Below are 21,494 nucleotides of genomic sequence, written 5' to 3' on the forward strand. Positions count from 1 at the left end.
TCAGTAATCGGCTTCCCAGTCGACGACGATGCGACGCGCCGCCTGATCCACCGTTTTGACGTAGACGCCGACGAACGGAATCAACCGCTCGTCGGTGGTCGGCCGACCGTCTTTGCCGGTTGCCGGATACTCGACGCGCATGATCGAATGCACGCCGTTGTCGATCATCCCGCTCACCTTCCCGAGCGCCACCGATTGCTCGTTGACGACATCGAGGCCGATCAGGTCGACCCAATAGAATTCGTCCGCGGCCAGTGCCGGGAAATCTTCCCGGCGCACGAACACGCGAAAGCCGCGCATGGACAGCGCAGCATCGCGGTCGCCGACACCCGCGGGTTGCGCAACGACAGTGTCGCTGTGCGTCTTCGACTGCATGATGCGGACGGAAAGCCGCTCCGCACCGCGTTCCAGCCACCAGCGACGCGCGCTGAGCAGCGCGTCGCCACCGCGACCGGCATCGGCATGCGTCGCCACCTTGACCCAGCCCTTCAGGCCGTAGGCGTCGACTACCGCCCCGACCTCGACGGCATCGTCGGGCCAGGCTTGCGTCGCTTCGGGGCCGCCCTGTTCGGCAGCCTGACCGGCGTTCGCGACCGTGTCGCGCTCGACCGGCTTGCGGACGAATGCGCCGAATGACGCACGCCCGCGCCTTGCATTACCGGAATCGTGACCCGCCATCAATGCACCTCACAGCCGGCACGACCGGCACACCGTGCCACGTTAGGCAGCCGGTTGCGCCTTTTGCGCTTCCTTCACGAGACGCTGGACGGTCGGCGACAGTTGCGCGCCAACGCCTTGCCAGTACGTCAGGCGATCCTGAGCGATACGCAGCGATTCGCCCTTCGTGGCGACCGGGTTGTAGAAGCCGACGCGCTCGATGAAGCGGCCGTCACGACGGTTGCGCGAATCGGTAGCGACGATGTTGTAGAACGGGCGCTTCTTCGAGCCGCCACGAGCCAGACGGATGATAACCATATGATGTCCTTCGGGAAAACCGGGTTCGAAACTACTGAAACACGCGATTATAGCCGGAAACCAGAGGTACAACAAACACTTACGCGTAAAAATCCGCGGACGGCCCGCCAGCCGGGCCTACAATCGTCGTATCGAGGATGCTCCCGACCGTCATGCCGCCCCTTCGCGCCACCCCGATGCGCCGCGTGCAGCGCCAATTGGCGGCGCTGCTTGCCGGCCTTGCCTGCGTCGCGTCCGCACCGGCGTTTGCCGCGCTGCCGGTGAACGAACTCGTCGTGCCGCCCGGCTTCCATGTGAGCGTGCTGACCGACGCCGTACCGGCCGCGCGCGAAATGGCGTGGTCGCCGCGCGGCATTCTGTATGTCGGCACGCGAGACGGCCACGTCCATGCGTTCGCGATGCACGAGGGCCGGATCAGCGCACACTACGTCATCGCGTCCGGGCTCGACCTGCCCGTCGGCGTCGCCTATCGCGACGGCGCCCTCTATATATCCGCCGTCTCGCGCATCCTGCGCCTCGATCGTATCGACGACCGGCTCGCCCGACCGCCCGCGCCCGTCGTCGTGACCGACGCGCTGCCGAGCGACCATCATCACGGCTGGAAATTCATCGCGTTCGGCCCCGACGGCAAGCTGTACGTGCCCGTCGGCGCGCCGTGCAACGTCTGCCTCGCCGATCACGACCGCTACGCGATCATCGCGCGGATGAACGCCGACGGCAGCGGGCGTGAAGTGGTGGCTCGCGGCATACGCAATACGGTCGGCTTTGCATGGCACCCTGACTCGGGCGAGCTGTGGTTCACCGACAACGGGCGCGACATGATGGGCGACGACGTACCCGACGACAAGCTGAACCGTGCGCCGCGCACCGGCCTCGACTTCGGCTTTCCATACTGTCACGGCGGCGATACGCCCGACCCCGAATTCGGCGGCGTCGACGTCTGCCGCCGTTATGTGCCGCCCGTCCTGAAACTCGGCGCGCACGTCGCGGCGCTCGGGATGCGCTTCTATACCGGGGCGATGTTTCCGGCGTCGTATCGAAATAATGTTTTCATTGCCGAGCACGGCTCATGGAACCGCAGCACGAAGGTCGGCTACCGCGTGATGCGCGTGGTCGCATCGGCGGACGGCAGCCACGCGCGCCAGACACCGTTCATCACGGGCTGGCTGCGGCCTGACGGCACCGTATGGGGACGCCCGGCCGATGTATTGCCGCTACCGGACGGCTCGCTGCTCGTCAGCGACGATTACGCCGGCGCGATCTACCGCGTGACCTATGCGGCACCTTGACGCAGGCGACGCGTGACCGGGCCCGACCGGGCATCGTAGAATGCGTGCCGGGCCGCGCGTCCGCGCCGGCCTGCCGGCCCCGCCCATGCCAACGACAATACGCCGCCATCCATGTCCAGCAGCACCGCTTCGCCCCGCCGCTTCCGCTCCAAGACGCTCACCGCCGCCCTCGCGTTCCTGCTCGGCTCGCTCGGCGCGCACCGCTTCTATCTGTACGGCTTTCGCGATGTGTACGGCTGGGCTCACCTGCTCGCGACGATCGTCGGCGTCCCGGGTTTCCTCCTGCTCGCAGCAACGCAGCGAAGCGCCGGCCTCGGCTGGTGGCTCGCGGCACCCGGCGCAATCTCGCTGCTGGCGGCGTTTCTTGCCGCACTCGTCTACGGGCTGCGCCCCGACGAAAAATGGGATGCGCAATTCAACGCGGACACCGGCAAGCACAGCCGGTCGGGCTGGACCGTGATCTTCGTCGTGATCTTCTCGCTGCTGATCGGCGCGTTCCTGTTGATGACCGCGCTCGCGCTGTCGTTCCAGACCTACTTCGAATCGCAGGTCGAAGCAGCCAAGCAGATTTCGCAGTAAGCACGACCGATACGGTCGATACGGCACACCGGCGACTGCATGGCTCGCCGGTCAGAACAGGTTCAACTGCATGTCGTCGCGCGGCTTCGCGCCGGCTGCGCGCACCGCGACACGCGGCGCCGGCACCACGGCGGCAGGTGCACCGCTGAACCGCGACAGATCGAGGATACCGTTCGTGCGTTCGTTCAACCCGAGCCGCTTGACGGCCTGGCGGAAGCGCTGCCGCAACAGGTCGGCCCAGATCCCCTCGCCCTTCATCCGTTTCGAGAAATCCGAGTCGTAATCCTTGCCGCCGCGCATGTCGCGCACGCGGTTCATCACGCGCTCCGCACGATCGGGAAAATGCGCGGCAAGCCATTGCTTGAACAACGGCGCAACCTCCCACGGCAACCTCAGGATGATGTAGCTCGCATGCGTCGCGCCGGCTTCCGCGCAGGCCTCCAGCACGCGCTCCATGTCGGGCTCGGTCACGAACGGAATCACCGGGGCAATGCTCACGCCGACCGGCACGCCCGCATCTCGCAGCGCGCGAATCGTGCGCAGCCGCCGCGCCGGCGTGGCCGCACGCGGCTCCAGCGTGCGCGCGAGCTCGGCATCGAGCGTCGTGATCGTGACCGCCGCCATCACCTGCCCGCGTTCGGCCATCGGTGCGAGCAGGTCGAGATCGCGCTCGATCAGCGACGATTTCGTGATCGCCGCGAACGGCAGCCCGCGATCGTGCATCACCTGGATCACGCTGCGCGTAATGCGCAGGTCGCGCTCGACGGGCTGGTACGCGTCGGTGTTGACGCCGAGCGCGATCGGCTCCGGCACGTAGCGCTTGCGCGAAATCTCGCGCTCGAGCAGTTCGGCCGCGTTCACCTTCGCGTAGATGCGGCTTTCGAAATCGAGCCCCGGCGACAGCCCGAGGTAGCTGTGCGTTGGCCGCGCGAAGCAGTAGATACAACCGTGCTCACAGCCGCGATACGGATTGAGCGACACGCTGAACGGAATATCGGGCGACTGATTGTGCGTCAGGATGCTCTTCGCCCGCTCCTCGAATACCTGCGTGCGCAGCGGCGCGGGGAAATCGGCGTCGTCGGACTCGTGCGTCCAGCCGTCGTCCACCGCTTCGCGCTGCGCGATTTCGTACCGCCCCTGGAGGTTGTCGACCGCACCGCGCCCCTTGCGGGGCACGGGCGGCGCTACCGGAAATTCGTTGTCGGACCGATCGTCCATGTGCCCACCCATTTGCCTGCGCCCAATACTGTACATTTATACAGTATTGGGCGCAGCATGCCAAGGACGGGATAAAGGGCCCGACAACGGGCCGTCGGCGCGTCACTCGCCGACGGCGATCGTCAGCGTTTCCTTGATTTCTTCCATCACGACGTAGCTCTTCGACTGCACGGCGCCGGGCAACTGCAGCAGGATGTCGCCGAGCAGTTTCCGGTAGTCGGCCATCTCGCCGATCCGCGCCTTGATCAGGTAGTCGAAATCGCCGGAAACGAGATGGCATTCGAGCACCTCGTCGATCTTCATCACTTCCCGGCGGAATTGCTCGAACATGTTGCCGCCCTTGTGGCCGAGCGTGATCTCGACGAACACCAGCAGCGCGGCGCCCAGCTGACCCGGGTCGACCCGCGCGTGATAACCGGTGATCACGCCGTCGCGCTCCATGCGTCGCACGCGCTCGATGCACGGCGTGACGGTCAGTCCGACCTGTTCCGCGAGATCTTTCATCGCCATCCGGCCGTCGTCCTGGAGCAGTTTCAGAATGCGCCGGTCGAGCTTGTCGAGCGAGCGTACGGGCTGACGTTGCGTTCTCATTTGTTTATGCTGAAAACCGAAAAAATACGATAACAAAAACTGCGCATTCGACAATACCATAGCTCAAAAAACTAGATCAGCTAGAGGTTACACGGAGCCGCAGGTGCGCCCGGCCTCAATCTGGTCCCTTCCATCTGGAGCAGCTATGCGAGTCGTCATTCTGGGCAGCGGTGTAGTGGGCGTGGCAAGCGCGTATTACCTTGCGCGCGCCGGCCATGAAGTCACTGTGATCGACCGGGAAGCCGGCCCGGCGCTGGAGACGAGCTTCGCGAACGCAGGCCAGATCTCGCCCGGCTATGCCGCGCCGTGGGCCGCGCCCGGCGTGCCGCTGAAGGCCGTCAAGTGGATGTTCGAAAAGCACGCGCCGCTCGCGATCCGCCTCGACGGCACGCGCTTCCAGCTCCAGTGGATGTATCAGATGCTGCGCAACTGCACGGCCGAGCGCTATGCGGTCAACAAGGGGCGCATGGTCCGTCTCGCCGAATACAGCCGCGACTGCCTGCAGGCGCTGCGGGCCGACACCGGCATCCAGTACGAAGGCCGCACGGGCGGCACGCTGCAACTGTTCCGCACGCAGCAGCAGCTCGACGGCGCGGCGAAGGACATCGCCGTGCTGCAGGAAGCGAACGTGCCGTTCGAACTGCTGTCGCCGGCCGAACTGAAAAAAGCCGAACCGGCGCTCGCCGCCGTCTCGCACAAGCTGACGGGCGGCCTGCGCCTGCCGGGCGACGAAACGGGCGATTGCCAGCTGTTCACGACGCGCCTCGCCGCGCTCGCCGAATCGCTCGGCGTCAAGTTCCGCTACAACACGCCGATCGATGCGCTCGCGATCGCGGGCGGCAAGATCGCCGGCGTGCAGTGCGGCAGCGAGACGGTGCGTGCCGACGCGTACGTCGTCGCGCTCGGCTCGTATTCGACGCGCTTCATCTCGAACCTGATGAAGATTCCCGTCTATCCGCTCAAGGGCTATTCGATCACCGCGCCGATCGTCAACGAAGCCGCCGCGCCCGTGTCGACCGTGCTCGACGAGACCTACAAGATCGCGATCACGCGCTTCGACCAGCGCATCCGCGTCGGCGGCATGGCGGAAATCGTCGGCTTCGACAAGACGCTGCGCGCGGCACGTCGCGAAACGCTCGAGATGTGCGTGAACGACCTGTTCCCGGGTGGCGGCGACACGTCGAAGGCCACGTTCTGGACGGGCCTGCGCCCGATGACGCCGGACGGCACGCCGATCGTCGGCCGCACGCCGGTGTCGAACCTGTTCCTGAACACCGGCCACGGCACGCTCGGCTGGACGATGTCGTGCGGCTCGGGCCAACTGCTCGCGGACCTGATCTCCGGCAAGATGCCCGCGATCCAGGCCGACGACCTGTCGGTGCATCGTTACCTGAAGGACGTGCCCGGCCAGACGCGCCCGGCATACGCGTAAATCGGAACGGCCCACAGCGATGCGGGCCCGTTGCATCAGCGAGAAAGGCGCCCGAGGGCGCCTTTCTCGTTTCGGCGGCTGCGAGCGCAACCGCGACCGCGAGTGTCGATTCGGCACGACGCTTCAATCGACCTGCGCATGCCGCCGTCGCACGGCGCTCGAATCGACGCTACCCGTCGTGCGTGCGCGAGGATACGTTCCGCACGACACGGTACGATCCGGATTCTTCCCGCCGAGCGACGCTCGCGCCTCTTCCACGACGACACAACAAAAAAGGGGCGCTCGTCGCGCCCCTCTTCCCGTGTGCTTACCGCTGAAGCGTCACGCCGCGTCAGCCGAGCTCGCTCACGAGTTCCGGCACGAGCGCGAACAGGTCGCCAACGAGGCCGTAGTCGGCCACGCTGAAGATCGGCGCTTCGGGATCCTTGTTGATCGCGACGATCACCTTCGAATCCTTCATCCCGGCCAGATGCTGGATCGCGCCCGAGATGCCGACCGCGATGTACAGCTGCGGCGCGACGATCTTGCCGGTCTGGCCGACCTGGTAGTCGTTCGGCACGTAGCCGGCGTCGACTGCCGCGCGCGATGCGCCGAGTGCGGCCGACAGCTTGTCCGCCAGCGGCTCCAGCACCTTCGTGTAGTTCTCGCCGCTGCCCAGACCGCGGCCGCCCGACACGATGATGCTCGCGCTGGTCAGCTCCGGACGGTCCAGCTTCGTCACTTCACGGCTGACGAATTGCGACTTGCCGGCGCCGGCTGCCGCTTCGATCTTCTCGACCGCTGCGCTGCCGCCTTCCGCTGCAACCGGATCGAAACCGGTCGCACGCACCGTGATGACCTTGATCGGGTCGCTCGATTGCACCGTCGCGATCGCGTTACCGGCGTAGATCGGGCGCTCGAACGTGTCGGCCGAATCGACTGCCGTGATGTCCGAGATCTGCGCGACGTCGAGCTTCGCGGCGATACGCGGCGCGACGTTCTTGCCGTAGGCCGTCGCCGGCGCGAGGATGTGCGAGTAGTCCTTCGCGATGTTCAGCGCGGTCGTCTCGACGTTTTCCGCCAGGCCTTCGGCCAGTTGCGGCGCGTCGGCCAGCAGCACCTTCGACACACCCGCGATCTTCGCGGCCGCGTCGGCAGCCGCTTGCGCGTTGTGACCCGCGACCAGCACGTGAATGTCGCCGCCGATCTTTGCCGCCGCCGCCACCGTGTTCAGCGTCGCGGCCTTGATCGACGCGTTGTCGTGTTCTGCAATTACCAGAATCGTCATTTCTTTCCGCTCCCTTTACAGCACCTTGGCTTCGGTCTTCAGCTTCTCGACCAGCGTCTTCACGTCCGGCACCTTCACGCCGGCCGCGCGCTTCGGCGGCTCGACCACCTTCAGCGTCTTCAGACGCGGCGCGACGTCCACGCCGAGGTCTTCCGGTTTCACCGTTTCGAGCGGCTTCTTCTTCGCCTTCATGATGTTCGGCAGCGTCACGTAGCGCGGCTCGTTCAGGCGCAGGTCGGTCGTCACGACCGCCGGCAGCGTCAGCGACAGCGTTTCCGCGCCGCCGTCGACTTCACGCGCAACGGTTGCCTTGCCGTCGGCGATCGTCACCTTCGATGCGAACGTCGCTTGCGGCAGACCTGCCAGCGCGGCCAGCATCTGGCCGGTCTGGTTCGAATCGTCGTCGATCGCCTGCTTGCCGAGGATCACCAGTTGCGGCTGTTCCTTGTCGACCAGCGCCTTGAGGATCTTCGCAACGGCCAACGGCTCGACGCTGTCGTTCGACTCGACGAGGATCGCGCGATCCGCGCCGATCGCCAGCGCCGTGCGCAGCGTTTCCTGCGCTTGCGCGACGCCCACCGACACCGCGATCACTTCGGTCGCGACGCCCGCTTCCTTCAGGCGCACGGCTTCTTCAACGGCGATTTCGTCGAACGGGTTCATCGACATCTTCACGTTCGCGATGTCGACACCCGTGTTGTCCGACTTCACGCGGACCTTCACGTTGTAGTCGACCACTCTTTTCACTGGCACCAGGATTTTCATGCACACGCTCCAAAGTTACGAATACGACCAGAGGCCATTTTATAGCGCGACCTCATGACTGCGCGGCCAGGCGGACCCAACCATCATGGTTGTCGAGGATACCGCTTCTTGGCGACGCGCCAATGATAGCGAACGGTCGTTCTATTTTAAAAGAGAAAAAACCCGGACGCAAAGCCCGGGTTTTCGATCATCGACTCTAATCCCGCCGGGCGTCCGCGCTCCATCGGTTACCAGGCGGCAACGACCGCGCCGCCGAACTTGCCTTCGATGAACTGCTTCACGTCGGCCGAGTGGTACGCCGCAATCAGCTTGGCGACCCACGGCTTGTTCCGGTCCGCCTCGCGGATCGCGAGAATGTTCGCGTACGGGCCGTTCGGGCCCTCGATCGCGATCGCGTCCTGCTTCGGTTTCAACCCCGCTTCCATCGCGTAGTTGGTATTGATCGCGGCCGCGTCGACGTCGCCGAGCGAGCGCGGAATCTGCGCCGCGTCGAGCTCGACGATCTTCAGCTTGCGCGGATTGTCGACGATATCGAGCGGCGTCGCCTTCAGCCCTGCATCCGCGCGCAGCTTCAACAGCCCCTGCTTCTGCAGCAACAGCAGCGCGCGGCCGCCGTTGGTCGGATCGTTCGGAACCGCGACGCGCGCGCCCGGCTTCAGTTCGGCCAGCGACTTCACGCGCTTCGAATAGATGCCCATCGGGAACGTGACGGTGTCCGCGACCTTGAGCAGCTTGTAGCCGCGATCCTTCACCTGCGCCTGCAGATACGGATCGTGCTGGTAGCTGTTCGCGTCGAGGTCGCCCGACGCGAGCGCCGCGTTCGGCTGCACGTAATCGGAGAACTCGACGATGCGGATCTCCAGGCCGTCCTTCGCCGCGACCTTCTTCACCACTTCCATGATCTGCGCGTGCGGACCGCCCGTCACCCCCACCTTGATGGTTTCGGCCTGCGCATGCGCGCCCGCGAACAGCGCGGCCGCGCCCAGCGCCGCCGCGAATTTCAGCATGAAGCGTCGTTGCATCGTGTCTTTCCTGTCGGATCGGTTTGGTCTTATTTGTGGCTCAGCCGGCGCACCAGCCAGTCGCCGAACGATTGCACGATCTGCACGAACACGATCAGGATCGCGACGACCGTCCACATCACTTCCGGCAGATAGCGCTGGTACCCGTAGCGGATCCCGAGATCGCCGAGCCCGCCGCCGCCGATCGCACCCGCCATCGCCGAATAGCCGACGAGCGACACGAACGTGATCGTCAGGCCCGCGACGACGCCCGGCAGCGATTCGGGCAACAGCACCTTGAATACGATCTGCGACGTGGTCGCGCCCATCGACTGCGCGGCCTCGATCAACCCGCGATCGACCTCGCGCAGCGCCGTTTCGACGAGACGCGCGATGAACGGCGCGGCCGCGAGCGTCAGCGGCACGACCGCCGCGGCCGTGCCGATCGACGAACCGGTGACGAGCCGCGTGAACGGAATCACCGCGACCAGCAGAATGATGAACGGCGTCGAGCGGACCGCGTTCACGATGCCGCCGAGCACGCGATTCACCGCGAGGTTCTGCAACACGCCCTGGCGATCGGTCAGGTAGAGCAGCACGCCGAGCGGCAGGCCGACGAGCGCGCCAACCGCCCCGGAGATGCCGACCATGATCAGCGTCTCCCAGAACGACTGCACGAACATATCGAACATCTCACTCAACATACGAAAGCTCCTCTACCACCACACCTTGTTCGCGCAGGAACGCGAGCGCCTGCCCGACCTTGCCCGGCTCGCCGCCGGCGAGCACCGCGAGCGAACCGAATGCCTGCCCCTGGATCTCGTCGATCTGGCCGTGCAGGATGTTGAAATCGAGTTCGTACCGGCGGATCGTCTCCGACAGGATCGGCTGGTCGACACCCGAGCCCGTGAACGCGAGCCGCAGCAGATGGCCGCTGCCCGTCTTCAGCCGCTCGGCCACGCGCGCCTTCAGCGCGGGCGGCAGTTCCTGCGCGATCACGTCGCCGATCAGCGCGCGCGTGACTTCGTGATGCGGCTGCAGGAACACGTCGATCACGCGGCCCTCTTCGACCACGCGCCCCGCGTCGAGCACCGCGACGCGATCGCAGACCTGCTTGATCACTTCCATCTGGTGCGTGATCAGCACGATCGTCAGCCCGAGTTCGCGGTTGATGCGCTTCAGCAGATCGAGGATCGAACGCGTGGTTTCGGGATCGAGCGCGGACGTCGCCTCGTCCGACAGCAGCACCTTCGGCTGGCTCGCCAGCGCGCGGGCGATGCCGACGCGCTGCTTCTGGCCGCCGCTGATCTGCGCCGGATAGCGATCCTTCTGCGCGGACAGCCCGACCAGGTCGAGCAGCGGCAATACGGCGGCCTCGATGTCGGCACGGCTCGCGCCGGCCAGTTCGAGCGGCAGCGCAACGTTGTCGAACACCGTGCGCGACGACAGCAGGTTGAAGTGCTGGAAGATCATGCCGATCTCGCGGCGCGCCTCGCGCAGCGCGCTGGCCGACAGCAGCATCAGGTCGCGCCCGCCGACGACGACATTGCCTTCGGTCGGCCGCGTGAGCAGGTTGATGGTGCGCACGAGCGTGCTCTTGCCGGCGCCGCTTCGGCCGATGATGCCGAACACCTCGCCTTGCGGGATCGTCAGGTTGACGTTGCGCAACGCTTCGACCCAGCCGCCCGGGCCGGGGAAACGCTGCGAAAGATTGCGTAATTCGATCATGTAAACAAAACGGCGGCCGGCCGGCGAGTTGGCCCGCCAGTCGGCCGCCGATGCATCGGGAATAGCCGGCGATTTTACCGCAAACCCCTCATTCCCCTTAATAATCGATTTCGATCTTTTCATAACCAGACGAAATTAGAGGAGCGCTGCTTCGCCCACGCCGGGAGGCCGCGACTATGATCGGGAACTCACTCGCCAACGAACCGGAGACACGCCAGATGAGCGCCACCACCACGCCGGCCGCCGCACCCGCCGCCATTGCCGGATCGGCGCCTTCGGCGCCCGCGCCGCACATGGGCCGGCTGCGTACCGCGGACGGGTTCGAACTGGCGTCGTACCGCTGGCCGGCCGGCGACGGCAGCGGGCCGCCGCGCGCGACGATCGCGCTCGTGCACGGCCTCGCCGAACACGCGGGCCGCTATGCCGCGCTCGCCGGCCGGCTGAACGCAGCCGGCATCGACGTGCTTGCGATCGATCTGCGCGGGCATGGCCAGTCGCCCGGCAAACGCGTGTGGGTCGAGCGTTTCGACGGCTACCTGAACGACGCGGATGCGCTGGTCGCCGAAGCCGCGCGCGGCGATGCGCCGCTGTTCCTGATGGGGCACAGCATGGGCGGCGCGATCGCGGCGCTCTACGCGATCGAACGTGCACCGGCTCGCGGCCACGCGGTGGCCGGCCTCGTGCTGTCGAGTCCGGCGCTTGCGCCGGGGCGCGACGTGCCGCGCTGGATGCTTGCGCTCAGCCGCCTCATCAGCCGTGCATGGCCTACTTTCCCCGCGATCAGGATCGATGCGGCCCTGCTGTCGCGCGATCCGGCCGTCGTCGCCGCCAATCGCGCCGACCCGCTCGTGCATCACGGCGCCGTGCCCGCCCGCACCGGCGCGGAGATCCTCGATGCGATGGCGCGCATCGAGCGCGGCCGCGGCGCGCTGCGCGTGCCGGTGCTCGTCTATCACGGCACGGAGGACAAGCTGACCGAGCCCGACGGCAGCCGGGCGTTCGGCGCGCACGTCGGTTCGCCCGATCGTACGCTGACGCTGTACGAAGGCGGCTTCCACGAAACGATGAACGATCTCGAACGCGACCGCGTGATCGACGCGCTGATCGCGTGGATTCATGCGCGCGTGCCGGCGCGCTGAACGCGCCCGGCCCGGCCAGTCAATCGCGAATCAGATCCCGGCCAGCACGCGCAGGTGCGCGACGACACTGCGCCCGAGCGCGGACAGGTTGTAGCCGCCCTCGAGGCAACTGACGATACGGCCCTGCGCATGCCGGCGCGCCACGTCGACGATCCGCGCGGTCAGCCATTCGAAGTCGGCTTCGACGAGGCCGAGATTGCCGATATCGTCCTCGCGATGCGCATCGAAGCCGGCCGACACGAACAGCATCTGCGGCTTGAACGCGTCGAGGCGCGGCAGCCAGAACATGTCGACGGCTTCGCGGATCGCCATCCCGTTGCTGCGTGCGGGCATCGGCAGGTTGACCATGTTCGGCGCCTGATGATCGACGCCCGAGAACGGATACAGCGGATGCTGGAAGAAACTGCACATCAGCACGCGCTCGTCGTTCGCGAACGCCGCCTCGGTTCCGTTGCCGTGATGCACGTCGAAATCGACGATCGCGACGCGCTCGATGCCGTGTACGTCGAGTGCGTGCCGTGCGGCGATCGCGACGTTGTTGAAGAAGCAGAAGCCCATCGCGCGCGCGGGCTCCGCATGGTGGCCGGGCGGGCGGACGCCGCAGAACGCATTCGCATAGCGGCCTTCGATCACCGCGTCGGTCGCCGCGATCGCGGCGCCGGCCGCGCGCAGTGCCGCGCGCCACGTGTCGCGATTCATCAGCGTGTCGGGATCGATCTCGACGTAACCGTCGACCGGCGTCATGCTCCGGATGTAGTCGATGTGCGCCTGCGTATGCACCCGGCCCAGCGCGACCTCGCTCGCGAACGGCGCGGTTTCGTGCACGATCAGGTCGTCGATGCGGCTCGCAATCAGTTGATCCTGGATCGCCGACAGGCGGGCCGGACATTCCGGATGCCATTCCCCCATCTCGTGCAGCATGCAGTCGGGGTGCGTATAGAAAGCGGTTGCCATAAGCTGTCATCCGCGGCGCACGGTGCGTCGCAGGTCTCCATCAATGATGTCCATCGTCTGCCGCGAATTCGCCGCTAACTTACCACAACGGGGGCCAGCTTCGGCCCGGTGCGCCGGATGCGTCGGGTATACTGCGCCGAACACAATCGCCCTGTCCGCCCGCTTCGACATGAATTCCAGCAAGCCTGCCGCCCTTCTTTCCGCGCTGTTCCGGGTTCGCGTTCCGCTCGTCGCCGCTGCCCTCGCCGCGGCCCTCGGCACCGCGTCTGCCGTCGCGCAGACGCAGCCGGCGAAGCCCGCCGGCACGCTCGTCGCCCAAGCCCAGCCGCAGCAGGAGACGCCGCAAGGCCAGACCTTCGAAGAGGAAATCGTTCCACAGCGTTACGCGAACAATGCGAAGGTCGACGCGTTCATCGACGAGATGGTGAGCCGCAACGGTTTCGATTCGGCAAGCCTGCATGCGCTGTTTTCGCGCATCAGCTACTCGGCGACGGCCGTCAAGCTCGTGAAGCCGGCCCCGTCGCCGACGGTCAAGAACTGGCGCGTCTATCGCTCGCGCTTCATCGAGCCGATCCGCATCAACGCGGGCGTGAAGTTCTGGAAAGCGAACCAGGCCACGCTTCAGCGCGCGTCCGAGCAGTTCGGCGTGCCGCCCGAGGTGATCGTCGGCATCATCGGCGTCGAGACCATCTATGGCCGCTACATGGGCAATTTCCGCGTGCTCGACGCGCTGACGACGCTCACGTTCGACTACCCGGACACGCCGAACCGCGACAGCCGCCAGGCCACGTTCCGCAAGAACCTCGAAGACTTCCTGGTCTGGACCCGCGACAACCAGCTCGACCCCACCACCGTGCTCGGCTCGTACACCGGCGCGATCGGGATTCCGCAGTTCCTGCCGAGCAGCATCCGCGAATATGCGGTCGACTTCGACGGCACGGGTCACGTCGATCTGCGCAGCAGTCCTGTCGATGCGATCGGCAGCGTCGCGAACTACCTGAAGCAGCACGGCTGGGAAACGGACCGTCCGGTGGTCTGGCAGATCACGCCCGATACAGGCAGCCTGGGCATCGCCCAGGCCGCCGCCGACGGCCAGCCCGAACCGCACTGGGCGCTGTCGCAACTGCTGCGCGCGGGCATGACGTTGAACGAGCCGACGGTCAACATCACGACCGAAGCCGGCACGCCGGTCACCGTGGTCGACTTGCCGACGCCGGGTCGCGCGACCGAATACATGCTCGGCCTGAAGAACTTCTATGTGCTGACGCGCTACAACCGGAGTTTCTTCTACGCGCTCACCGTGTACCAGCTCGGCGAGGCCGTGAAAGCGCAGATGGAAGCGAGCGGCGCGCTGCAACCCGCCGCTGCCGCGACGCAGTCGCAGTAAGCACCGGTCGCCCAAAGAAAAAACGCCGCAGAAGCGGCGTTTTTTATCGATGCGCGGGCCGCGCCCCCTCTCGCTCAGGCGGGAAACACGCCCGTGGACAGGTAGCGGTCGCCACGATCGCAGACGATGAACACGATCGTCGCGTTCTCGACCTGGCGCGCGATGCGCAACGCGACTTCGCATGCGCCGCCCGACGAAATGCCCGCGAAGATACCTTCGACCGCCGCGAGCCGGCGCGTCATCGTTTCCGACGCAGCCTGACTCACGCTCTCGACGCGGTCGACGCGGCTGCGATCGAAAATGGTCGGCATGTACGCTTCCGGCCACTTGCGAATACCCGGAATACGCGAGCCGTCTTCCGGCTGCGCACCGATGATCTCGATCGCCGGATTCTGTTCCTTCAGGTAGCGCGACGTGCCCATGATCGTGCCCGTCGTGCCCATGGCGGACACGAAGTGCGTGATGCGCCCCTCGGTATCGCGCCAGATCTCCGGCCCCGTGCCTTCGTAGTGCGCGACGGGATTGTCGGGGTTGCCGAACTGGTCGAGGATCACGCCCTTGCCTTCGCGCTGCATCTGCTCCGCGAGGTCGCGCGCCAGTTCCATCCCGCCCTTCACCGGCGTCAGGATGATTTCGGCGCCATAAGCCGCCATGCTCTGGCGGCGCTCGACCGACAGATCCTCCGGCATGATCAGCACCATCTTGTAGCCGCGGATCGCCGCGGCCATCGCGAGCGCGATGCCCGTGTTGCCGCTCGTCGCCTCGATCAGCGTATCGCCCGGCTTGATGCGCCCGCGCGCCTCGGCCTTGCCGATCATCGACAGCGCCGGACGATCCTTCACGGAACCGGCCGGATTGTTGCCCTCGAGCTTCGCGAGCACCACGTTGTTGCGGGCGCGAATCTCGTCGTCCGGCAGGCGGACCAGTTGCACGAGCGGCGTATTGCCGATCGTGTCTTCGATAGTTTTGTAAGCCATGGATATACCGTGAGTGCGAGGCCGATCAACCGATCGATTGTAAACCAGCGCCGGCACGCGCGTCGGCAACCCCATTGCGACGATGGAATACGCACGCCGCGCGGTCGCGATCGCCGCGCATGCCGCTCCATGCAAAAAAACCCGCGGCATGCCGCGGGAAGCCGTCGCAACGACGGCGACTGAAGGAGCCCTTGGTCGGGTAGGTGCGACCCGTTATTTCTGCGCGGTGCGAGCCGGTGCAGCGGCAGGTTTCGCCGCCGCCGGCTTGCCTGCGGCTGACGGCGCCGCGCCCGCCGCCGCACCGATCGTCAACCCTTCCTGCTGAAGCCGCTCGACGGTATGCCCGCCCATGCCCTTCACGCGCGCGGCGAGATCGTCTGCATTCCTGAACGGGCCGCGTGCGCCGCGCTCGTCGAGAATCGCCTTCGCCCGCGCCGGACCGATGCCCTTGATACCGACGAGCGCATCCTCGTTCGCGGTGTTGACGTCGACGGCCGCCCAGGCCGACGCCACTGCGCCGAGCATGACCGCCGCGGCAAACCATTTCCTGATCATGTGCTGGATCTCCGAAGAAAAACGGCCGGCGGCTGCCGACCGTGAGACCCAGTCTATCGACGCAACGCGTCGGTTTAAACCTGGCCGGATAGCCAACGGACGTAGCGGTCGACGCCTTCCTGCACGGTCAGGAACGGTGCGTCGTAGCCGGCCGCGCGCAGCTTCGTCTGGTCGGCCTGCGTGAAGCACTGGTACTTGCCGCGCAGCGCATCGGGGAACGGCACGTATTCGATCAAGCCCTGCTCGACCTGCTGCGCGAGCGTGAGCGGCGGCTGGTTGTCGAGTGCGCGCAGCGTGTTCACGACCGTCGACGCGATATCGTTGAACGGTTGCGCGCGGCCGGTGCCGAGATTGAAGATGCCCGACTTCTCCGGATGATCGAAGAAGAACAGGTTCACCTTGGTTACGTCCTCGACGGACACGAAATCGCGCGTCTGCTCGCCCGGCGCATAACCGTTGTACTCGCCGAACAACTTCACCTTGCCTTCCGCGCGGAACTGGTTGAAGTTGTGGAACGCGACCGACGCCATGCGCCCCTTGTGCGTCTCGCGCGGGCCGTACACGTTGAAATAGCGGAAGCCCGCGATCTGGCTCTTCGCGCTCGGCAGCACGCGACGGATCACCTGGTCGAACAGGAACTTCGAATAGCCGTATACGTTCAACGGCGCCTCGACGTCGCGTTCCTCGACGAAACGCGTCGAGCCGCCGTAAATCGCGGCCGACGATGCATACAGGAACTGCGTGCCCTGCGCGAGGCAGGTATCGAGCACCGCGCGGCTGTAGCGGAAGTTGTTGTCCATCATGTAGCGGCCGTCGGTTTCCATCGTGTCCGAACAGGCACCTTCATGAAATACCGCGCGCACCTTGCCGAAATCGCCGCGCGCGAAGCGTTCGACGAATTCGGTCTTGTCGAGATAGTCGTCGATCTCGCAGTCGACGAGATTGCGGAACTTGTCCGCGCGCGTCAGGTTGTCGACCGCGATGATGCGCGTCTCGCCGCGCTCGTTGAGCGCCTTGACGATGTTCGCGCCGATGAAACCGGCTGCGCCGGTAACGATGAGGGTCATGATCGTCCTGCCTGAAAAGTGCGAGCCACTCGTGCGGCGCGCTCGTCGCGCCGCCGAATGCACTCAGTGAAACAGTTCGTCGTAGTCCACCGTGGCCGTGCCGAGCTTGCCGACCACGATGCCGGCCGCGCGATTCGCGAGCACCACGGCGTCGACGAGCGGCACACCGGCGCCGAGCATCGTCGCGACCGTCGCGATCACGGTGTCGCCCGCGCCCGACACGTCGAACACTTCACGCGCGAGCGCCGGCGCATGCAGTTCGCCGCCCGCGGAAAAGAGCGTCATGCCCTCTTCCGAGCGCGTGAGCAACAACGCGTCGATGCCGAGCGCCGCACGCAGATTCGCGACGCGCGCGCGCAGGTCGTCTTCCGATTTCCACTGCCCGACCACCTCGCGCAGTTCCGCGCGATTCGGCGTGATCAGCGATGCGCCGCGATAGCGTTCCCAGTCGTCGCCCTTCGGGTCGACCAGAACCGCCTTGCCGGCCGCACGCGCCTTCTCGATCATCGTCGTGACGTGCGTCAGGCCGCCTTTCGCGTAATCCGACATCAGCACGACGTCGTGCTGCGGCAACAGCGCATCGAAGCGCGCGAGCCCCGCGAGCAGCACCTCGTGCGTCGGCATCGCCTCGAAGTCGACGCGCAGCAACTGCTGCTGACGCGCGAGCACGCGCAGCTTGATCGTGGTCGGCAAGGCCGGATCGCGCTCGAGATGCGGCGTCACGCCGCTGCTGCCGAGCAGCTCGACGATCCGCTCGCCGGGCTCGTCGCAACCGACGACGCACAACAGCCCGGCCTGGCCGCCGAGCGTCACGGCATTGCGCGCAACGTTGGCCGCACCGCCGAGCCGCTCCTCCTGACGCTGCACGTGCACCACCGGCACCGGCGCTTCGGGCGAAATGCGATCGACGTTGCCGAACCAGTAACGGTCGAGCATCACGTCGCCGACGACGAGCACACGCGAGCGCGCGAGTTGCTCGCGCGGCACCGGAACGACTTCGCGAAGAGTATTCATCGTACGTTCAGCCACGGGGGAACGACTGGGGATCGACATACGGCCGGCCGATCGCGTAGTAATCGATGCCCAGTTCGGCCATCGCGTCCGGCTCGTACAGGTTGCGCCCGTCGAAGATCACCGGCGCCTTCAGTTCGGCCTTCAGGCGCGTGAAATCGGGGCTGCGGAATTCCTTCCATTCGGTCACGATCACGAGTGCGTCCGCGCCCGTGACCGCGGCATCCTGCGTGTCGACGAGATGCAGTCGCGCCAGCATGTGCGCATCGTCGCCGAAATCCAGCGCGAACACGCGCCGCGCTTCGTCGACGGCGACCGGATCGTAGGCGCGCACGGTCGCACCGCGTTCGAGCAGCGCGGCGATCAGGCGGCGGCTCGGCGCCTCGCGCATGTCGTCGGTGTTCGGTTTGAACGCCAGACCCCAGACCGCGAATTCGCGCCCCGCCAGGTCGGCGCCGAAGCGCTGCTCGATCTTGCCGATCAGCACGTCCTTCTGTGCATGGTTGGCGGCCTCGACGGCCTCCAGGATGCGCAGCGGCTGGCCGTTCTCGCCGGCGGTGCGGATCAGCGCCTGCACGTCCTTCGGAAAGCACGAGCCGCCGTAGCCGACGCCCGCGTACAGGAAGTGATAGCCGATGCGCGGATCGGAGCCGATCCCGCGGCGCACGGCCTCGATGTCGGCGCCGACCTTGTCGGCGAGATTCGACATCTCGTTCATGAACGAGATGCGCGTCGCAAGCATCGCGTTCGCCGCATACTTCGCGAATTCGGCCGAACGCACGTCCATGTAGATCGTGCGCTCGTGATTGCGGTTGAACGGCGCGTAGAGCTTCTTCATCTTCTCGCGCGCGATCGTGCCGGTGTCGTCGTCGTCGACGCCGATGATGATCCGGTCCGGGCGCATGAAGTCTTCGACCGCGGCGCCTTCCTTCAGGAATTCCGGGTTCGACACGACCGAGAAGCGATGCGCGACGCTGCCCGCGAGCCCGCGTGCGGCCAACGCCTCGTCGACCACCCCGCGCACGCGCCGCGCGGTGCCGACCGGCACCGTCGACTTGTCGACGATCACCTTGAAGCCCGTCATGTGGCGGCCGATGTTGCGCGCGGCCTCGAGCACGTATTGCAGGTCGGCCGAGCCGTCCTCGTCGGGCGGCGTGCCGACCGCGATGAACTGGATCTCGCCATGCGCGACGCTCGCCTCGATGTCGGTCGAGAAGCGCAAACGCCCCGCCGTGCGGTTGCGCGCGATGATGTCCAGCAGCCCCGGTTCGTGAATCGGCATCCCGCCGTTGTTCAGGATATCGATCTTGCGCGGATCGACGTCGAGACAGAAAACGTCGTGACCGATCTCCGCGAGGCAGGCGCCCGTGACGAGGCCGACATAGCCGGTGCCGATGATGGTGATTTTCATAGATGTTCCGGTACTTCCCGGTAATTGACTAACTTGGCCGCCGGGGCGAGCCCGGCGGCAACCGCAGCGCGTTGGCTCCGCGTGCCGGGATCAGCCCGGCATCGCAGGTTCGACGCGGCGCGGCGCATAGGTTTCCCAGCCGCTGCATCCGGGGCACTGCCAATAGAAGAGCCGCGCCCGGAAACCGCAATTCTGGCACGTATACCGTGGCAGATTTTTCGTGCGCTGCTTGATCAGCGCACGCATCATTTCAAGTTCCTTACGACGCGGCTCCTCGGCCGCCGCGATCTGCGCATCGAGCAGGTGCAGCATCCCCGACAGGTTCGGCGACTTTTCCATCTGCGTCCGCGCAAGCGTGTGTGCCGCATCCTGGCCGCGCAGCCCGGCGATATGCTGATAGGCGATGTCGAGCAGGTCGTTCGACGGATAACGATCGACGTACCCCATCAGCAACTCGGCGCCTTCGGCGTTCTTGCCGAGCGCGACGTATGCCTTCATCAGCTTGTCGGCCACGAGCGGCAGATACGCAGGGTTCTGCGCTTCGACGCGCTTCCAGTGCTCGATCGCGCCCGCGTGATCGCCCGCCGCTTCCGCCGCGTCGCCGGACAGGACCGTCGCACGCACGTTCTGCGGATTCACGCTCAGCGCAAGGCGCAACTGTTCGGCCGCCGCGGCGGCATTCTTGCGCTGCAGCGCGTCCTGCGCGAGTTCGCAGTGAAACTGCGCGATTTCGACGCCGAGCGGCTTGTCGCTCATCGACTCGATGCGTTTCGCCGTATCGATCGACTTGTTCCAGTCCTTCTCGATCTCGTAGATCGTCAGCAGCGCCCGCTGCGCGCCGAGCGCGTAGTCGCCGTCGGCGAGCTTGTGGAACGCCTCTTCCGCGCGATCCAGCAGGCCGGCCTTCAGGAAATCCTGGCCCAGTTCGTACAGCGCGTGGTCACGTTCGTTGACCGGCAGGTCGGTGCGGCTCAGCAGGTTCTGGTGCACGCGGATCGCGCGGTCGGTCTCGCCGCGACGGCGAAACAGGTTGCCGAGCGCGAAGTGCAGCTCGACCGTTTCGGGATCGAGCTTGGCAACCTCGATGAACGCATCGATCGCCTTGTCGGGTTGTTCGTTCAACAGAAAATTCAGGCCGCGAAAATACGAACGCGGCAGGTTGGCGCTCTCCGACAGGAGATTCTTCAGGTCATAGCGTGACGCCGCCCAACCGAGCGCGAACGCGACCGGAATCGCGAGCAACCACCAGAAATCCAGATCCATGCGAAATATCGAAGCAGAGACGAAAACCGCGCGATGATCGCGCGGCGTCCGTGTTAAATGACGGGCGGCATCGGCGGCTGGTCGATGACGGCAGGCGTTTCGCGCGCCGCACGCAGATCGCGCTTCAAACGCCCGTTCTCGAGACGCAGGCGGAAGATCGAAGGCAGCGCGGACAGCAGGCCGGCCAGCAGCCCCACGGCGAAGAATGCCAGGCCGATCAGGATCAGCGGCGCTTGCCATGCGTAGCCGGCAACGAAATTCAGCGTCGCGGTTTGCGTATTGGCCAGCGCAAGCACCAGCAGCAGGACGAACACCAATACCCGGATCAGCCAGACGATAAACTTCATGAAGCCCTCTCTTTGTTGAGGTTTGCCGCGGCGCGCGACTCCCCTTCGTCGCACCGAATCGACCCGTATTGTAAAGGAAGCGTTTCCGCGGCTGCGCACATCCTGTGCGCGGCGTTGCGCGCGGGGCCGGAAATGAAAAAAGCGCCCCCAAGGGGCGCTTTCTTTTCAGCCTTCGCCGGACAGGTTCCGGGCACACCGAACGACGTTCAACGCTCGTCGTCCGGATCGTCAGCCTTCAGCGGTTCACCGGCGCGGCCGTCGACGCGTTCACGCAATTCCTTGCCAGGCTTGAAGTGCGGCACGAACTTCTCGGGCACCTGCACTTTCTCCCCCGACTTCGGGTTGCGTCCGACGCGCGCCGGGCGACGATTGAGGCCAAAGCTGCCGAAACCCCGAATTTCAATGCGATGCCCTTTCGCCAGGGCGTCGGACATCGCATCGAGCATCGTTTTCACCGCGAAATCCGCATCCTTGAGGACAAGTTGCGGAAATCGCGATGCCAGCTGCGCGACCAACTCGGATTTGGTCATACTTCAGC

23 protein-coding genes are annotated in these 21,494 nt (G+C 65.8%); 5 read left to right on the forward strand and 18 right to left on the reverse strand.

Features of this window, described 5'->3' with window-relative positions; translation table 11 throughout:
* Nucleotides 1-678 (reverse strand): ribosome maturation factor RimM, encoded by a 678-nt coding sequence (gene rimM / locus WT53_RS06015; RefSeq protein ID WP_060258847.1) that lies wholly within the window; start codon nt 676-678, stop codon nt 1-3.
* 42 nt (nt 679-720) lie between these two features.
* Nucleotides 721-975, reverse strand: a complete 255-nt coding sequence (gene rpsP, locus WT53_RS06020; protein ID WP_006476550.1) for a 30S ribosomal protein S16 — start codon at nt 973-975, stop codon at nt 721-723.
* Nucleotides 976-1,127: 152 nt separating this feature from the next.
* Here rpsP and WT53_RS06025 point away from each other — a divergent pair, with 152 nt between their 5' ends.
* On the forward strand, nt 1,128-2,264 hold the full coding sequence (locus WT53_RS06025) for a sorbosone dehydrogenase family protein (protein ID WP_060259188.1): 1,137 nt from the start codon (nt 1,128-1,130) through the stop codon (nt 2,262-2,264).
* A gap of 111 nt (nt 2,265-2,375) precedes the next feature.
* Complete coding sequence (locus WT53_RS06030; protein WP_060258851.1) at nt 2,376-2,843, forward strand: NINE protein; 468 nt, start codon at nt 2,376-2,378, stop codon at nt 2,841-2,843.
* Between the two features lie 51 nt (nt 2,844-2,894).
* Here the strand turns inward: WT53_RS06030 and WT53_RS06035 are convergent, their stop codons facing one another.
* Both WT53_RS06035 and WT53_RS06040 read right to left on the reverse strand, forming a co-directional pair.
* Complete coding sequence (locus tag WT53_RS06035) at nt 2,895-4,073, reverse strand: PA0069 family radical SAM protein (protein WP_060258856.1); 1,179 nt, start codon at nt 4,071-4,073, stop codon at nt 2,895-2,897.
* A 90-nt stretch (nt 4,074-4,163) separates the two neighbouring features.
* Complete coding sequence (locus tag WT53_RS06040) at nt 4,164-4,652, reverse strand: Lrp/AsnC ligand binding domain-containing protein (protein WP_012492860.1); 489 nt, start codon at nt 4,650-4,652, stop codon at nt 4,164-4,166.
* 145 nt (nt 4,653-4,797) lie between these two features.
* Between WT53_RS06040 and WT53_RS06045 the strand changes: the two genes are divergently transcribed.
* Nucleotides 4,798-6,084 carry a D-amino acid dehydrogenase gene (locus tag WT53_RS06045; protein WP_034206729.1) on the forward strand — a complete coding sequence of 429 codons (1,287 nt, stop codon included), beginning with the start codon at nt 4,798-4,800 and terminating at the stop codon, nt 6,082-6,084.
* 331 nt (nt 6,085-6,415) lie between these two features.
* Here WT53_RS06045 and WT53_RS06050 read toward each other — a convergent pair whose 3' ends face one another.
* The 5 genes from WT53_RS06050 to WT53_RS06070 all read right to left on the reverse strand — a co-directional run bounded on the left by WT53_RS06050 (nt 6,416) and on the right by WT53_RS06070 (nt 10,845).
* Nucleotides 6,416-7,351 (reverse strand): electron transfer flavoprotein subunit alpha/FixB family protein, encoded by a 936-nt coding sequence (locus WT53_RS06050; protein ID WP_060258860.1) that lies wholly within the window; start codon nt 7,349-7,351, stop codon nt 6,416-6,418.
* A gap of 15 nt (nt 7,352-7,366) precedes the next feature.
* Nucleotides 7,367-8,116 carry an electron transfer flavoprotein subunit beta/FixA family protein gene (locus tag WT53_RS06055; RefSeq protein ID WP_034206727.1) on the reverse strand — a complete coding sequence of 250 codons (750 nt, stop codon included), beginning with the start codon at nt 8,114-8,116 and terminating at the stop codon, nt 7,367-7,369.
* Nucleotides 8,117-8,343: 227 nt separating this feature from the next.
* A complete protein-coding gene (locus WT53_RS06060) occupies nt 8,344-9,138 on the reverse strand; it encodes a MetQ/NlpA family ABC transporter substrate-binding protein (protein WP_034206726.1) in 795 nt (264 codons plus the stop codon).
* A gap of 29 nt (nt 9,139-9,167) precedes the next feature.
* Nucleotides 9,168-9,821: a methionine ABC transporter permease gene (locus WT53_RS06065; RefSeq protein WP_006486982.1), complete on the reverse strand. Its 654-nt coding sequence runs from the start codon at nt 9,819-9,821 to the stop codon at nt 9,168-9,170.
* Entirely contained in the window at nt 9,811-10,845 is a 1,035-nt protein-coding gene (locus WT53_RS06070) for a methionine ABC transporter ATP-binding protein (RefSeq protein WP_034206725.1), read from the reverse strand. Before WT53_RS06070 ends, WT53_RS06065 begins: the two co-directional genes overlap by 11 nt.
* 218 nt (nt 10,846-11,063) lie before the next feature.
* Here WT53_RS06070 and WT53_RS06075 point away from each other — a divergent pair, with 218 nt between their 5' ends.
* Nucleotides 11,064-11,984, forward strand: coding sequence for an alpha/beta hydrolase (locus WT53_RS06075; RefSeq protein WP_034206724.1), 921 nt, complete (start codon nt 11,064-11,066; stop codon nt 11,982-11,984).
* Nucleotides 11,985-12,014: 30 nt separating this feature from the next.
* On the opposite strand, the gene WT53_RS06080 is transcribed toward WT53_RS06075, so the two are convergent.
* Entirely contained in the window at nt 12,015-12,938 is a 924-nt protein-coding gene (locus WT53_RS06080) for a histone deacetylase family protein (RefSeq protein WP_034206723.1), read from the reverse strand.
* A 169-nt stretch (nt 12,939-13,107) separates the two neighbouring features.
* Between WT53_RS06080 and mltB the strand changes: the two genes are divergently transcribed.
* On the forward strand, nt 13,108-14,325 hold the full coding sequence (gene mltB, locus WT53_RS06085) for a lytic murein transglycosylase B (RefSeq protein ID WP_060258864.1): 1,218 nt from the start codon (nt 13,108-13,110) through the stop codon (nt 14,323-14,325).
* Nucleotides 14,326-14,399: 74 nt separating this feature from the next.
* Here mltB and cysM read toward each other — a convergent pair whose 3' ends face one another.
* From cysM to WT53_RS06125, 8 genes are all read right to left on the reverse strand, one after another.
* On the reverse strand, nt 14,400-15,302 hold the full coding sequence (gene cysM / locus WT53_RS06090) for a cysteine synthase CysM (protein WP_034206721.1): 903 nt from the start codon (nt 15,300-15,302) through the stop codon (nt 14,400-14,402).
* 213 nt (nt 15,303-15,515) lie between these two features.
* The gene (locus tag WT53_RS06095) at nt 15,516-15,857 is read right to left on the reverse strand and encodes a helix-hairpin-helix domain-containing protein (RefSeq protein WP_059824240.1); all 342 of its coding nucleotides are present in this window, start codon (nt 15,855-15,857) and stop codon (nt 15,516-15,518) included.
* A gap of 74 nt (nt 15,858-15,931) precedes the next feature.
* Entirely contained in the window at nt 15,932-16,924 is a 993-nt protein-coding gene (gene rfaD / locus WT53_RS06100; RefSeq protein WP_006496538.1) for an ADP-glyceromanno-heptose 6-epimerase, read from the reverse strand.
* Between the two features lie 63 nt (nt 16,925-16,987).
* Complete coding sequence (rfaE1, locus tag WT53_RS06105; protein WP_052100257.1) at nt 16,988-17,938, reverse strand: D-glycero-beta-D-manno-heptose-7-phosphate kinase; 951 nt, start codon at nt 17,936-17,938, stop codon at nt 16,988-16,990.
* A gap of 7 nt (nt 17,939-17,945) precedes the next feature.
* Nucleotides 17,946-19,346 (reverse strand): UDP-glucose/GDP-mannose dehydrogenase family protein, encoded by a 1,401-nt coding sequence (locus tag WT53_RS06110; protein ID WP_034206719.1) that lies wholly within the window; start codon nt 19,344-19,346, stop codon nt 17,946-17,948.
* A 90-nt stretch (nt 19,347-19,436) separates the two neighbouring features.
* Nucleotides 19,437-20,609, reverse strand: coding sequence for a lipopolysaccharide assembly protein LapB (gene lapB / locus WT53_RS06115; RefSeq protein WP_034206718.1), 1,173 nt, complete (start codon nt 20,607-20,609; stop codon nt 19,437-19,439).
* A 53-nt stretch (nt 20,610-20,662) separates the two neighbouring features.
* Complete coding sequence (locus WT53_RS06120; RefSeq protein ID WP_012328123.1) at nt 20,663-20,956, reverse strand: lipopolysaccharide assembly protein LapA domain-containing protein; 294 nt, start codon at nt 20,954-20,956, stop codon at nt 20,663-20,665.
* Between the two features lie 206 nt (nt 20,957-21,162).
* Nucleotides 21,163-21,486: an integration host factor subunit beta gene (locus WT53_RS06125; RefSeq protein ID WP_006486894.1), complete on the reverse strand. Its 324-nt coding sequence runs from the start codon at nt 21,484-21,486 to the stop codon at nt 21,163-21,165.
* Nucleotides 21,487-21,494: the final 8 nt, after the last annotated feature.

Origin of the sequence: Burkholderia sp. MSMB2157WGS (genome assembly GCF_001532755.1) — a bacterium.
In the GTDB taxonomy this organism is placed as follows: domain Bacteria; phylum Pseudomonadota; class Gammaproteobacteria; order Burkholderiales; family Burkholderiaceae; genus Burkholderia.